Origin of the sequence: Bacillus niameyensis (genome assembly GCF_001375535.1) — a bacterium.
Lineage (GTDB): Bacteria > Bacillota > Bacilli > Bacillales > Bacillaceae_C > Lederbergia > Lederbergia niameyensis.
In genome coordinates this window covers 1,693,314-1,707,233 of sequence record NZ_LN831197.1, presented here as the reverse complement: position 1 = coordinate 1,707,233, position 13,920 = coordinate 1,693,314, and the positions used below count along the sequence as shown (strand labels likewise).

Annotated in this window: 14 protein-coding genes; all 14 read left to right on the top strand. The window is 36.5% G+C overall.

Annotated features, from left to right (window positions below; all coding sequences use genetic code 11):
- The first annotated feature begins 7 nt into the window (after window positions 1-7).
- On the top strand, window positions 8-238 hold the full coding sequence (locus BN1243_RS22575) for an alpha-L-fucosidase (RefSeq protein ID WP_326569863.1): 231 nt from the start codon (window positions 8-10) through the stop codon (window positions 236-238).
- Window positions 235-474, top strand: a complete 240-nt coding sequence (locus BN1243_RS08320) for an alpha-L-fucosidase (protein ID WP_062105888.1) — start codon at window positions 235-237, stop codon at window positions 472-474. The genes BN1243_RS22575 and BN1243_RS08320 overlap by 4 nt, the downstream gene beginning before the upstream one ends.
- A gap of 99 nt (window positions 475-573) precedes the next feature.
- Window positions 574-2,202 carry an ABC transporter substrate-binding protein gene (locus tag BN1243_RS08315; RefSeq protein ID WP_062105885.1) on the top strand — a complete coding sequence of 543 codons (1,629 nt, stop codon included), beginning with the start codon at window positions 574-576 and terminating at the stop codon, window positions 2,200-2,202.
- A gap of 1,008 nt (window positions 2,203-3,210) precedes the next feature.
- Complete coding sequence (locus tag BN1243_RS08310; RefSeq protein ID WP_062105884.1) at window positions 3,211-4,611, top strand: sulfatase family protein; 1,401 nt, start codon at window positions 3,211-3,213, stop codon at window positions 4,609-4,611.
- Between the two features lie 244 nt (window positions 4,612-4,855).
- A complete protein-coding gene (locus BN1243_RS08305) occupies window positions 4,856-5,194 on the top strand; it encodes a UxaA family hydrolase (RefSeq protein ID WP_062105881.1) in 339 nt (112 codons plus the stop codon).
- The gene (locus BN1243_RS08300; protein ID WP_062105879.1) at window positions 5,181-6,341 is read left to right on the top strand and encodes a UxaA family hydrolase; all 1,161 of its coding nucleotides are present in this window, start codon (window positions 5,181-5,183) and stop codon (window positions 6,339-6,341) included. The genes BN1243_RS08305 and BN1243_RS08300 overlap by 14 nt, the downstream gene beginning before the upstream one ends.
- Before the next feature lie 30 nt (window positions 6,342-6,371).
- Window positions 6,372-7,190, top strand: a complete 819-nt coding sequence (locus BN1243_RS08295) for an SDR family NAD(P)-dependent oxidoreductase (RefSeq protein ID WP_062105877.1) — start codon at window positions 6,372-6,374, stop codon at window positions 7,188-7,190.
- Complete coding sequence (locus BN1243_RS08290) at window positions 7,187-7,960, top strand: SDR family NAD(P)-dependent oxidoreductase (protein WP_062105874.1); 774 nt, start codon at window positions 7,187-7,189, stop codon at window positions 7,958-7,960. Before BN1243_RS08295 ends, BN1243_RS08290 begins: the two co-directional genes overlap by 4 nt.
- Window positions 7,961-7,982: 22 nt before the next feature.
- Window positions 7,983-8,873, top strand: a complete 891-nt coding sequence (locus tag BN1243_RS08285; RefSeq protein ID WP_062105871.1) for a fumarylacetoacetate hydrolase family protein — start codon at window positions 7,983-7,985, stop codon at window positions 8,871-8,873.
- A gap of 17 nt (window positions 8,874-8,890) precedes the next feature.
- Window positions 8,891-9,319, top strand: a complete 429-nt coding sequence (gene fucU / locus BN1243_RS08280; protein ID WP_062105869.1) for an L-fucose mutarotase — start codon at window positions 8,891-8,893, stop codon at window positions 9,317-9,319.
- A 161-nt stretch (window positions 9,320-9,480) separates the two neighbouring features.
- Complete coding sequence (locus tag BN1243_RS08275; protein ID WP_062105867.1) at window positions 9,481-10,452, top strand: ABC transporter permease; 972 nt, start codon at window positions 9,481-9,483, stop codon at window positions 10,450-10,452.
- Window positions 10,453-10,478: 26 nt separating this feature from the next.
- Entirely contained in the window at window positions 10,479-11,372 is an 894-nt protein-coding gene (locus BN1243_RS08270; protein ID WP_062105865.1) for a carbohydrate ABC transporter permease, read from the top strand.
- Window positions 11,373-11,480: 108 nt separating this feature from the next.
- A complete protein-coding gene (locus BN1243_RS08265; RefSeq protein ID WP_062105863.1) occupies window positions 11,481-13,124 on the top strand; it encodes an extracellular solute-binding protein in 1,644 nt (547 codons plus the stop codon).
- A gap of 281 nt (window positions 13,125-13,405) precedes the next feature.
- Window positions 13,406-13,920, top strand: a 515-nt coding sequence (locus tag BN1243_RS08260) for a sulfatase-like hydrolase/transferase (protein WP_230200140.1), incomplete at its 3' end; no start/stop codon positions are given.

Below are 13,920 nucleotides of genomic sequence, written 5' to 3'. Positions count from 1 at the left end.
CAATCAAATTATTAATCTTATAAATTGGCCATCTCATTATGGCAATCCAGAATGGTTAATTCATGATCGCTTTGGATTATTTATTCACTGGGGTCTATATTCCAGTGCTGCGCGTCATGAGTGGGTGATGAATCGGGAAAAAGTTCATCCTGATACGTACAATAAGTATTTCGAATTTTTTGATTCCGACTTGTGTGGTCCAAAAAATGGACGCGTGAAGCTAAAGAGGCTGGAATGAAATACTTTGTGATTGCGACAAAACACCATGAAGGGTTTGCTCTTTGGGATTCCGAATATGATTATAAAGTGACGAACACGCCTGCATCAGAGGTAATTTATAAGGAACATGATTCCAACTTAGAACTCACACATACGATTGCTAATGTTATGCGCGGATCTGTAACGCTTGAACTTCCTGTCCAAAAGCCAGATGCAGCTGTTCCAGTTATTGAAATATTTTTGAAGAACGAATAATGGGGAATTATATTAACACGCGTTTAATTATTCCATATGTAATATTATAGATATACGGTTATAGGGAATTTAAGATAACTTTCATTTGGGAGGAATATAATGGCAAAGTTAAGATTGCCCTTACTGATGGCTATTGTATTAATATTATTATCTTCTTTATCAGGATGTAACAGCACTGAAAATACAGGAGCAGAAAATGTTGAGGGGAAAATTGAACTTACAGAACCAGGCACTTTTCCAATAACTAAAGAGAAAGTTACCTTAAGAGTTTTAGTTCCATCTAACCCTTTAGTTGAGGATTTTAAGACAAATGCGTTTACAAAATGGTATGAAGAAAAAACTAATGTTCATATTGAATGGGAAGTCATGCCCATGCAAAATGCAGAAGAGAAATTAAATCTGATATTATCAAGTGGTGACTTACCAGATGTTATAATGAGTAGTCCAGTAACATTGTCGCAATTAATGATATATGGAAGCCAAGGAATGTTTCTAAATTTAAATGAGTTAATTGAAGAAAATGGAACTGAATTAAAGAAATTAATAGATGTAAGACCTGATATCGAGGATGCAATTACAGCTCCTGATGGAAATATTTATTCCCTCCCCTCGATTAATGAGTGTTACCATTGTACAATGGCACAAAAGTTATGGATCTATCAGCCATGGTTAGATAAATTAGGTTTAGATATGCCGGAAACAATAGAAGATTTTTATCATGTACTTAAAGTATTTAAAGAACAAGACCCTAATGGAAACGGTAAACAGGATGAGATTCCAATTGCCGGTAGTAAAGATCTATGGCCATTTCCTAGTTTTTTGATGAATCCTTTTATTTACAGTGAAATGTACTTGGAAAATAGTGAAATACAAATTCCTTATACAAAACCGGAATGGAAAGAAGGGTTAAACTACATTCATAAATTATATAGTGAAGGATTACTAGATAAAGAATCTTTGACACAAAGTCAAGATCAGTTAAAACGTCTTGGAAATCAAGAAGAAACTATTCTCGGTATGGCCATGGGGTATTGGCAAGGCGATTTTATGACAGGCGGAGGAAATAGCGGGAAATGGATGGATTATGTTTCTGTCCCTCCGTTAAAAGGTCCAGATGGTAATCAAGTTGCTTGGTATCAACCATCCGTTCCATCAAGAGCATCTTTTATTATTACAAATCAAGCAAAATATCCTGAAATTGCACTCCGTTGGGCCGAAGGATTTTATCAAGAAGAAGTGACGTTAAGAGCTGAAGCTGGAGAACTTGATAAAGACTGGAGATGGGCTAAAGAGGGGGAAATTGGTATCAATGGGGAACAAGCTGTATGGGCAAGGCTAACCTCCTTTGGGGAAGTACAGAATACCCACTGGGCACAAACTGGGCCATTAATTAGGACTGATGAATTTAGACTGGGTGAGGTTGAGTCAAAAGAATTACCCCTTCCAGTAATATTATATAATGAGACTAAAGAAAAATACGAGCCTTATAAACTTGATGAGAAGAAAGTAGTTCCTCCACTGTATTTTAATGAGGAGCAATCAAGGGAACTTGCAGAAATAGAAACAACTATTGAAAACTTTGTAAATGAATCCAATGCTCGCTTTATTTCTGGAGATGATAATATAGAGTCTGGGTGGGGAAAATATAAAGAAGCATTAAAAGGAATGAACATAGATCGATATATAGAAATTTACCAGGAAGCATACGATGCTAAATATAAAAAGTAAAGATTTAGAGGAATGATATTAATCCACTGTTTCAGTTGAGGAATATTTTTTTGATTTTCTGATTCGCTTGTTTTAATGTAGCTGGATTAATTGCTGTAAAGCGAAGCCTACTAATTTCATTCCTTTCATCACATAATTTGTAATACAGACCACCGATTTAGGTGGTCTGTATTACAGTGGCTCTGTCATGACAGTACGATAGGTAGGTGAAACACAAGTTGTCTGGCAAATAAGAGCATTATCAACAAGTTTTATGTTGGATTATGAAACATAAAATGAGTAGAAATAGGTAAGAACAGCTAAAAATCAAATGTTTTCGAATTCATGCCTTGCTAGAAAAACGCAGGAAAACTGCATAAGTTCTTTTGATAGTTGATTGTATTGGTTATTTTAGTCTATCATATAGAGAGCACCTTTTCCATGTGGTAGTGTTTTCTTGACAATTACACTATACCAAAAGAACGAGGTGTTTTTCATCTTTTATTAACATAATCAATGCTGTTACTTATTATTTTTAGTGTGTAAGTTGAGTAATTCAAAAGATAAGAATTCTTGTTAAAGGATTTTAGGGACTTGAACGGAAAAGAGCCCTACTGATATGGTAGAGGTGTCGATTTGTATGAAATGATTCCGAACTTGTAGCAAAGGGGGACTCCATATCGGAATAAACTCAATCAAAAGATAAATCAAGTTTCCTAGAAAAGACTAGTTATCGGAATTGATATTACCAAGCACATATTACATGCACTATCAATGTGTTCTGGATGCTATGGAGAATCAAAAAAACGGAAGTTATTGTCGGAATAGAATTTGCTGGTCATTTCTGGCGTAATTTGCTTACTTTCTACTGAACGAAAGAATGTAGGCGCTTAGATTCCAGAAGACATGGGACTGTATGTCATCATTGCTTCCTAGAGTCCGTGTGTTGGAAATTATGAAAGTGTTGTAAGAATACGTGTCGAAAAAATTTTCGGCACCCTGTAAACATAATTATAGAGGGAGATTATGATGAAACCGAACATTATATATATTTTAACAGATGACTTTGGCTATGGAGATTCAAGTTGTTATGGTGCCACTAAAATTAATACTCCAAATATCGACCGACTAGCTAGTGAGGGGGTTTTATTCACAAATGCCCATTCACCTTCAGCTGTCTGCACACCTACGAGGTATAGTATTTTAACAGGAAGATATTGTTGGAGAAGCAGACTGAAGAAGGGAGTGTTAGTAGGTGATTCAAATCCTTTAATCGAAAAGGACAGAACAACCGTACCATCTTATCTTAAGCAAAATGGCTATAAAACTTCTTGTATAGGAAAATGGCATCTTGGTTTAGAGTGGTCTAAAGATGGAGATGAAATTAATTTTGAAGAACCTATTAAGCACGGACCTTTACAAGTAGGGTTTGATTATTATTATGGTATTTCTGCATCATTAGATATGCCGCCATATTGTTTTATAGAAAATGATCGAAGTGTAGGAATCCCTAGTATAGAAAAGTACCCAATGGATTTTAGCCAAAGGGGACGGGGGGGGTTAATGACACCTGGATGGGAAGATAAAAAAGTAAATAAGGTCCATACACAAAAGGCTACCGAATGGATTAAAAGGCATATCGAAAAAAGTAGTGAACAACCATTTTTTATGTATCTTGCATTAACAGGTCCCCACACGCCATGGACTCCAGATGACGAATTTATTGATAAAAGTGGAATTGGCCCAAGAGGAGATCTTATCTTAGAAATGGATTGGACTGTCGGAGAGGTAATGAAGACACTAGAAAGATTAGGAATAAGGGAAAATACTCTTTTGATATTTACAAGTGATAACGGCCCACATCCAAAAACCGAGGAAATAACTAAATATGGCCACAAACCTGTACGTGAATTACGTGGACAAAAGGCAGATATTTGGGATGGTGGACATAAGGTTCCTTTTATTGCCAGTTGGCCCCAATATATTAAACCGGGCTCAATCAGTAGTGAATTGATTTGTTTAACAGATTTAATGAGTACATGTGCCGAGATGTTAGGTGAGACTCTTCCAAAAGATATTGGTGAGGATAGTTTTAATATTTTACCAGCTTTATTAGGTGAACAATCTCAACCAATCCGCGAATCGATTGTTCACCATTCTTATTCCGGGATGTTCTCTTTTCGGAAGGGCGAATGGAAGTTAATTGTTGGAGAAGGATCTGGCGGTTTTGGAATCCCAGATGAACCCCAGATCATAGGAATACCGTTACAAGGGGGATATAAACAGGATGGGAAACCTTGCCAATTATATAATATAAAAAATGATCCGGAGGAAGAGTATAACTTATATACGGAAAGAAATGAGATTGCAAAGGAACTTGAAAGAGAATTACAGGAAATAACTCAATCAGGCTATAGCAGAACGAGCTAAACAAAATGAAATATAAGTACTAAACATAAGTATTGTTGTTTTTGTAAAGTATATTAGAATTCAAATAAGATGTATAAAAATAGCTTAATATGGATAGAGCCCCCTTTATTATCCAGATTGAAAAATGCTTCGGAGTAAAGGGTGGATTATGCCGAAATCACATAATAGATTTTAAATTGACAAAAAACTCAATAACTTGGTATCATTATGATATCGGTAACAATCAATTTATGGAGGGAAACAGATGGAAAAAAGTTTTTACGAAGGAATCTCGTGTATTGTCATGGATGATAAAGACAACTTGACGACACTTCTCAAGGATGTTAGAAAGGGTGAAACATTGATTTATACTCAAAACGGTGAAACTCATCAAATTGTATTAAAACAAGATATAAATTTTGGGCATAAGGCAGCTATATCTCCCATACCTACTGGAAAAGAGGTTTTAAAGTACGGTGAGGTAATCGGTGCTGCTACAACTGATATTCAAGTTGGAGAACATGTCCACGTTCATAATATCGAGGGTATCAGAGGCCGCGGGGATAAAAAAGTAGAAGGTGAAAAAACAAATGCAAACGTTTAAAGGATATCGTAGAGAAAATGGAAAAGTCGGCGTTCGGAACCATTTATTGATCCTCCCTACTGTTGTTTGTGCCAATCAGGTTTGTGCGAGAATTCAGCAACAAGTACCAGATTCGGTTGCTATTCCTCATCAACACGGATGTAGCCAAGTTGGCGATGATAAAGAGAGAACACATAAAGTGTTAGTTGGTATGGGGAAAAACCCGAATGTTGGAGCGGTTCTTATCGTTAGCCTTGGATGCGAAGTTATTAATGCCGAAGATGTTAAGGCGGAAATTGAAGAAACTGGTAAACCCGTTATATGGATTGATATCCAAACAGAGGGTGGCTCGATTAAAACCATCCAAAAAGGTGTACAAGAAGCAAAAAAATTGCTGGCTCTAATCCAAGATACTCCTGTGGAAGATGTGCCTATTTCCGAATTAATTGTTGGAGTTAAATGTGGCGGGTCAGATTTCACATCAGGGCTTTGCAGTAATCCAGCACTTGGAAAGGCAGCCGACCTTATTTTAGGTGAAGGCGGAACCATCGTTATGGGAGAGACAACGGAAATTATCGGTGCAGAACATCTCGTCGCTGCTAAAGCTGTTAACGAACAAGTAAAGGACAAACTTTATCAGGCGATTCAACGATTCGAAAATGAAATTGAGCGGATGGGCGTTGATATGCGCGGCGGAAACCCAAGCCCTGGTAATATTGCAGGCGGTTTATCGTCCATTGAGGAAAAATCACTTGGTTGCATTAGTAAAGCAGGAACAGCACCACTACAAGATGTCATTGATTTTGCCGAAGAAATTCCTGGAAAAGGATACTATTTTATGGATTCCCCAGGAAATGATATCGAATGTGTGACAGGCATGGCAGCAAGCGGTGTTCATATTGTTTGCTTTACAACTGGAAGAGGTACTCCAACAGGAAATCCAATCGTTCCAGTTATTAAATTAACAGGTAATGAAGTAACTGCAAAACGAATGGAAGACAATATTGATATTGATACAAGTGGTGTTCTCCACGGAAAAGAAACCTTTGATCAATCTGGAGAAAAAATCTATCAATTTATTAAAGAAATTGCTAGCGGAGAGCAAACAAAAGCTGAAATTTTAGGTCATACAGAGTTTAGCATTAGCCGGATTGGTATTAGTTTATAAGATTTATATACTCGATAAAGGGGCAGTGACATGAATAGATTAGCAAACAAAGTAGCACTTGTAACTGGAGGCAGCAGAGGGATTGGTGCAGCGATTGTAGAAAGATTAGCTGAAGAAGGCGCACATGTAGCGATTAATTATAACTCTCCCTCTAGCCGTGAAAAATCAGAGACATTGAAAAATAAGCTGCAAGAAAAATATAATGATCAAAAGTTTATGATTGTACAGGCAAATGTCGGAAACAAGCAAGAAGTCGATGGAATGATTGATGAAGTAGAAAAAACACTTGGTAACGTTGAAGTACTTGTTAACAACGCCGGAATTGCACCTTTTGAACCGTTCTTAAAAGTCACAGAAGAAGTTTGGGATCAAACGTACCAGACGAATGTGAAGTCAATATTTCTAACAACACAACGTGTAGCCAAAAATATGATTAAGAATCGATATGGGAAAGTTATCAATATTACGTCTACTGCTAGTTTGCTAGTGACAAGTCCCGTCATCCCTCACTATATTTCGTCTAAAGCGGCAGCACATCAATTGACGAAGGCATTAGCTATTGAACTCGGTCAGTACAACATTAACGTTAATGCAGTTGGTCCAAGTACAGTGGCCACAGATATGTGTACCGATTATTTAAGCGACCCTGCTATTCTAGAAAAGGAAATTCAGGCCAATCCGATGAAGCGACTAGGAACTGAAAAACAAATTGGCGATGCAGTCGTCTTTTTAGCATCCGAAGAAGCAATGCAAGTCAATGGTCACTTGCTTATGGTTGATGGTGGGTTAACAGTAAAAGCAGCACAGCCGGAAGATCATATGCAAGAAGAAAGAAGTGAACTTGTATGAGATTAAAAGATAAAGTTGCAATTATTACTGGATCTGGGAGCGGAATAGGGCGGGCAACTGCCCTTCGTTTCGCTTCTGAAGGTGCGCATGTAATTGTCAACGACATTAATCAAGAACATGGTGAAGAAACCGTTCAGCTTATTAAGGAAAATGGTGGAAGTGCATCATTTATTCTAGCTGACGTCACAAATCCTCAAGATGTTCAGGCATTAACAGACAACGTTATCGGTGAGTTTAAGAAAATTGATATTCTATTTAATAATGCTGGTATTAGTAATGTTGGGCGTTTGGATGAAGTAGAGCCGGACGTTTGGGACAAGGTTATGTCTGTCAATGTCAAAGGTGTCTATCTATTAAGCAAGTATATTGTGAAACATATGATGGAACAAAAAAATGGCTGCATTATTAATATGTCTTCCTGTGCTGCCGAAATGGGACTTGCTCAACGGGCATTGTATTCTGCGACAAAGGGAGCAGTATTATCGCTTACTAAGGCAATGCAAGTCGATTACGCCCCTTATAATATTCGTGTAAATGCTTTGCTCCCAGGAACGATCTATACTCCATTTGTAGAAAATTATTTAAAAACATCATATAGCGATCCAGAAGTAGCTATTGAAGGCATTAAGAAAAGACAATTGAGCGGTGATCTAGGACTTCCAGAAGATGTTGCAAACGCTGCTTTGTTTTTAGCATCAGATGAAGCGAAATTTATGATGGGCTCTCCATTATATATTGATGGCGGAGTAGTCTTTGGTAAAAATGCATAAGGAATGAAAGGGGAATATTTTCTTGAAATTATTAACTTTTGAAGATAAGGGAATTTTAAAATTAGGAATTCAAACGGAAAAAGGTATTGTTGATGTAGCAGCTACTGCCGAAAAACTTAGTGTAGATGCTGATACAGATATTATGAATGTTATCGCTGGTGGTGCAGAAGCTACTAGTAAACTACATGATTTGGTACAAAAGGCTGTGGCTGATGAAAAGGTTACATATGTTGATTATGAGAGCCTTGAATGGGGACCATGTGTAACAAAGCCCCATAAAATTATTTGTGTTGGATTAAACTATCGTAAACACGCCGATGAAACAAATGCGCCATATCCAGAATTTCCGATTCTGTTCAATAAATTCGATAATACTTTGACAGGACATAAAAAGGAAATTGCTGTTCCTAAGACGACGGAAAAACTTGACTATGAAGTAGAGTTAGGAATCGTCATTGGAAAAAAGGCGAAGTATGTAAGTGAAGAAGATGCTCTAGATTACGTATTTGGTTATTGTGCAGCCAATGATTTATCTGCACGTGATTTACAAATGCGAACTCCACAATGGATGCTTGGAAAAATTGGCGATGACTTTAGTCCAGTTGGCCCATACTTAGTCACAGCGGATGAAGTAGGAAATCCCAATGATTTGCAATTAAAAACCATTGTAAATGGTGAAGTAAGACAAGACTCCAATACATCCGATATGATTTTTAACTGTAAAGAAATCGTTAGCTATATTTCTCAATATTTAACACTTGAACCTGGTGATATTATTTTAACTGGTACTCCTGAAGGGGTCGTTCTAGGACTACCTGAAGACAAGCAAGTTTATATCCAACCAGGTGATGTGATTACTTGTGAAATTGAAAAATTGGGATCTATTACAAACTATTTTGTTGAAGAAAAGTAAAGGTCGGGTGTGTTGTTATGCTTAAAGGAATACCTTCTATTATTTCACCAGACCTTATGAAAATTTTAATGGAAATGGGTCATGGTGATGAAATTGTTTTGGCAGACGGTAATTTTCCGTCTGCCAGCCACACCCAGCGCCTCATACGTTGTGATGGTCATGGTATACCGGAATTGTTAGAAGCAATTTTGAAATTTCTACCAATCGATACATATGTGGAAAAGCCCATAGCACTAATGAAAGTTGTTCCAGGTGATCCAATTCAACCGACTATCTGGGAGGAATATGAAGAAATCATTCAAAAGGAACATCCCACATCAGTTACATTTAATTATATGGAACGCTTTGAATTTTATGAACGCACTAGAAAAGCATTCGCTGTTGTAGCAACAGGTGAAAAGGCTCAATATGCCAATATTATTTTGAAAAAAGGTGTAGTTAAGTAACTTTTATATTCATAATNTGAATTAAGATCGAAGGTAATACGGAAGAGTAAGTAATTTTAGAAATCTCAATTACTTATATTGACCAATATTCTGACATATGTTATGTTATTGTTATTGGTAACATATGAAAGCGGTTACTATTAAACGGAGGGTGAGTGAAAATGGGGTTTTCGAAAACATCAATATCAGACTCGGAAATTAATAGGCAATTAAAAACTAGCCGAAAAGTTGCTTTTTGGAAAGATGTTAAAAATGGTTGGCAGTTATACATTATTTTTTCTTTACCATTATTATATCTTTTATTATTTAAATATTATCCGATGTATGGGGCCATAATTGCATTTAAGAATTATAATCCTGTTCAGGGAATCCTAGGAAGTCCATGGGTAGGATTTGAACATGTCATTGAGTTTTTCGATTCTTACGAGTTTTGGAGAATTATGAAAAACACAATAGTTTTAGGCATTTATCAAGTAATTGCTACTTTCCCGCTTCCTATTGTGTTGGCTCTAAGTTTAAATTACATCTATAACAAAAGGTTTAAAAGAGCTGCACAAATGATTACTTATGCCCCGCATTTTATTTCAGTTGTTGTTATGGTAGGAATCATTTTTGTCATATTAGATCCCAGAGGAGTACTAAATCAATTCCTAGCTAACTTCGGTATCGAAGAAATTAACTTTATGGCAAAAGCAAGTTATTTTAAATCAATTTTTGTTTGGACGGACGTGTGGCAAAATGTTGGTTTCGGTTGCATTATTTATTTGGCAGCATTAGCAGGTATCAGCCCAGAACTCCATGAAGCAGCAATCATTGATGGAGCCTCGAAGTTAAGAAGAATTTGGCATATTGATATCCCGGGGATTTTACCTACAGCCGTCATTATTTTAATTTTAAATATGGGCGGATTTCTAGATACTGGATTTGAAAAAGTGTTGTTAATGCAAAATTCACTCAATATATCATCTTCGGAAGTAATTGATACATATGTTTATAAAATCGGTTTAACATCAATGATTCCACAATACTCGTATTCAGCTGCAATAGGATTATTTAAAGCAATTGTAGGCCTAATTCTTATTGTAGGTGCTAATAAACTAGCAAAGGTAGTTACAAAACAGGGACTATGGTAATTAATTAGAAAGGGAGGAATTGTTACATGAACACATCCATCCGAGAATCAAAGGGTGATAGGATATTTACTATTTGTAATTACATTTTATTATCACTCTTTGTAGCATCCGTTCTCTATCCGCTTATTTTTGTTGTAAGTGCGTCTTTTAGCTCGGCTGAGGCAATTTCGAGTGGAAAAGTATGGTTATGGCCGGTTGACATAAGTATAAAAAGTTATCAAGAAGTATTTAAACATGAGGCAATTTGGACAGGTTATGCTAACTCATTATTTTATATGGTCGTCGGGACGTTAATTAACGTTTTCCTTACTGTACTGGCAGCCTATCCCTTAACTAGGAAAGATTTTCGAGGAAGAAATATATTTCTGTTTATGTTTGTGTTCACTATGATGTTCAACGGTGGATTAATACCTATGTATTTGCTAGTTAGGGATTTAGGAATGCTAAATACAAGATGGGCATTAATTGTTCCGAATGCGATGGCAACGTTCAATGTAATCGTTACAATGACATTTTTTAAATCAACAATTCCAGACGAACTTTTAGAATCTGCAAAAATGGATGGTTGTAATGATTTTAAGTTTTTATGGAAGATCGTGTTGCCATTATCGGCTCCTATCATTGCAGTTATGTCCTTGTTCTATGCAGTAGGGCATTGGAACCAATATTTTAGTGCGCTAATTTATTTAAGAGATACTAGTTTGTTTCCACTACAACTCGTACTGCGAGATATTTTGGTTCAAAACGAGGTTGACCCTTCGATGATGAGTGATGTAACAAACCTTGAAGAGAGAATTGGGTTACAACAATTATTAAAGTACTCGACAATTGTTGTTGCATCTTTACCAGTATTAATTATTTATCCGTTTGTACAAAAACATTTTGTTAAAGGAGTAATGATAGGCTCTTTAAAAGGTTAATAGAATGGCATTATAAAATCCTTGCTTGAAAGGGGGGATGAGCTTCAACCTGTTGGCATATGAAATATTGTGTATTGTGCTTTTGAAAAATTTTAAGGAGGGTCTTTTATGTCCAGAAAGAAAATTGTTCTCGTATTACTTTTGCTCTTAACGTTATTAATCGCAGCATGTTCTAAGGATAAAGATGTGACAACTGAAGGTAATAAAGGTGGCGGTGATGCAGCCCAACAAGGATCTGATTCCATTGTTACAGATGCAGGAGAATTCCCAATTGTGAAAGAAAAAGTTGAGTTAAATGTTTTGATCCCAGCTAATTCACTAGTTAAAGATTTTAATACTAATGAATTTACTAAATGGTATGAAGAAAAGACTGGTGTTCATATTAATTGGGAAGTTCTTCCAAGTGAAGGAGCACAAGAACAGCTTAATCTAATTCTTACAAGTGGCGAGTATCCAGATGTAATTATGGATATGGGGCTACAGCCTGCTCAATTAAGGTTGTATGGTGATAATGGTACGTTTTTAGCGTTAAACGATCTAATTGAAAAGTACGGGATCGAAACTAAAAAAATGTTTCAGGAAATACCGGTGGTTAAGGATGCGATTACTTCACCAGATGGAAAAATTTATGCTTTACCTCAAGTAAATGAGTGTTTTCACTGTACAATGCCACAAAAGATGTGGGTTTATAAACCTTGGTTAGATAAACTAGACATGGACATACCGCAAACCACTGAGGAATTTAGAGAACTATTGCTTGCAATTAAAAATGGCGATCCTAATGGAAATGGCAAAGCTGATGAAATTCCGTTATCTGGACAGTACAATGGATGGCATACTTCATTAACAGGGTTTTTAATGGATCCTTTTATTTATAGTGATGTCCATGTAGTAGATGGAAAGATTATTGCTCCTTGGGATAAAGAAGAATATAAAGAAGGGCTCAAATATTTAAATAGTTTATATAAAGATGGGTTGATTTATTCTGGTACATTTACTCAAAATGGGGAGCAGTTTAAGCAATTGGGAGAGAATCCAGAAATACCTATTTTAGGAACAGCTTTATCTGCAACTCTAAGTTCATTTACCGAAGGTGACAGTCGTATGAAGGATTACGTTGCTATTCCTCCACTTGAAGGACCTGATGGTCAACGTATAACGTTCTATCTTCCAAACCCAGTTACTCGTCCAGCGGAATTTATTATTACGAATAAAGCGAAAAATCCGGAAGTTGCTTTCCGCTGGGCTGATGCAATGTATCAAGAGGAAATAACTATGCGCTCAGTAATTGGCAGGGAAGGAGAAGAGTGGAAAATACCTGAAGAAGGTGTACTTGGATTAGATGGTAATCAAGCAAAATATGAAACTATAGAAAAAGAAGAACCTGTTCACAATGATTATTGGGATCAAACAGGCCCTTCATTAAGAACAAAAGAATTTAGGGCTGGTCAAGCAGTTCCTGAAGGACATCAAGAACAACTCTTATGGGCAGCTACTGAACAATATGCCCCTTATATTTCAGATACAATTGAGCCGCTGCCACCGTTATTCTTTAGTGAAGAGGATTCAAATAAAATGGCTAAAATTGAACAGTCGTTAACAGATTATGTTGATGAAATGGCATCTGCTTTTATTACAGGACAATCTGATATCGATAGTTCATGGGATAAATATATTTCTACTTTGCAAGAAATTGGTATTGAAGAATATGTGGCTATACATCAAAGGTCATATGATGAAAAATATAAATGATTAAATTGGAGAGGTGAGAAGCTAAATAAGATGCTTCTCCTTTTCCAATTATGAATCATAGCAGATAATGCCACTTTACAAATCGCGGAATCTATTTAAGGGGAAAGAACTTTTAAAATAACTTAGTTTAATTCATTAGAAGTTGATAGGCTTCCGTCCTTAGGAATCTCGCGACTTTAGTCGTGAAAAGTTCAAGAACGTGCTAAGAAAACTTATGTAAATGAGGCAAATTCAGAAGTCTTGTAAGCCGACTTTTTTTGCTAAAAAGTATTGTGACTATTATGTTACTTAATAAAACAATAAAATGGGGTGATAAAATGAAACCAAATATTTTATTTATTATGTCAGATGATCAAGGTTACTGGTCAATGGGTTGTGCGGGAAATCGGGATGTCAAGACTCCAAATCTTGACATGTTAGCCAAAAACGGTATTAGATTTGAAAATTTCTTTTGTGCATCCCCTGTATGCTCACCCGCCCGGGCTTCAATTATGACAGGTCAGATGCCGTCTCGTCACGGGATACAGGACTGGATTGCGGAAGGACATGTAGAAAAATCGCAACTTGATGACGATTTGGTTCGCCATTTTAATGAAGAAAACCGTGAGTGGTTTTATGACTGGCCAAAGAATCAGCTGAGTGAAACAACAGCGACTGATTATCTTGGTGATAGGCGTTGTTATACAGAAGATCTGGTAGATGCAGGGTACACGTGTGCGCTTTCTGGTAAGTGGCACATAGGTAACGCTGGCATACCACAGAAGGGATTTACATATTGGCGAGCCCTTGCAATGGG

Coding starts and splice junctions, on each gene's coding strand:
- BN1243_RS08320 (WP_062105888.1), top strand. CDS start 235: ATGAAATACTTTGTGATTGCGACAAAACACCATGAAGGGTTTGCTCTT.
- BN1243_RS08315 (WP_062105885.1), top strand. CDS start 574: ATGGCAAAGTTAAGATTGCCCTTACTGATGGCTATTGTATTAATATTA.
- BN1243_RS08310 (WP_062105884.1), top strand. CDS start 3,211: ATGAAACCGAACATTATATATATTTTAACAGATGACTTTGGCTATGGA.
- BN1243_RS08305 (WP_062105881.1), top strand. CDS start 4,856: ATGGAAAAAAGTTTTTACGAAGGAATCTCGTGTATTGTCATGGATGAT.
- BN1243_RS08300 (WP_062105879.1), top strand. CDS start 5,181: ATGCAAACGTTTAAAGGATATCGTAGAGAAAATGGAAAAGTCGGCGTT.
- BN1243_RS08295 (WP_062105877.1), top strand. CDS start 6,372: ATGAATAGATTAGCAAACAAAGTAGCACTTGTAACTGGAGGCAGCAGA.
- BN1243_RS08290 (WP_062105874.1), top strand. CDS start 7,187: ATGAGATTAAAAGATAAAGTTGCAATTATTACTGGATCTGGGAGCGGA.
- fucU (WP_062105869.1), top strand. CDS start 8,891: ATGCTTAAAGGAATACCTTCTATTATTTCACCAGACCTTATGAAAATT.
- BN1243_RS08275 (WP_062105867.1), top strand. CDS start 9,481: ATGGGGTTTTCGAAAACATCAATATCAGACTCGGAAATTAATAGGCAA.
- BN1243_RS08270 (WP_062105865.1), top strand. CDS start 10,479: ATGAACACATCCATCCGAGAATCAAAGGGTGATAGGATATTTACTATT.
- BN1243_RS08265 (WP_062105863.1), top strand. CDS start 11,481: ATGTCCAGAAAGAAAATTGTTCTCGTATTACTTTTGCTCTTAACGTTA.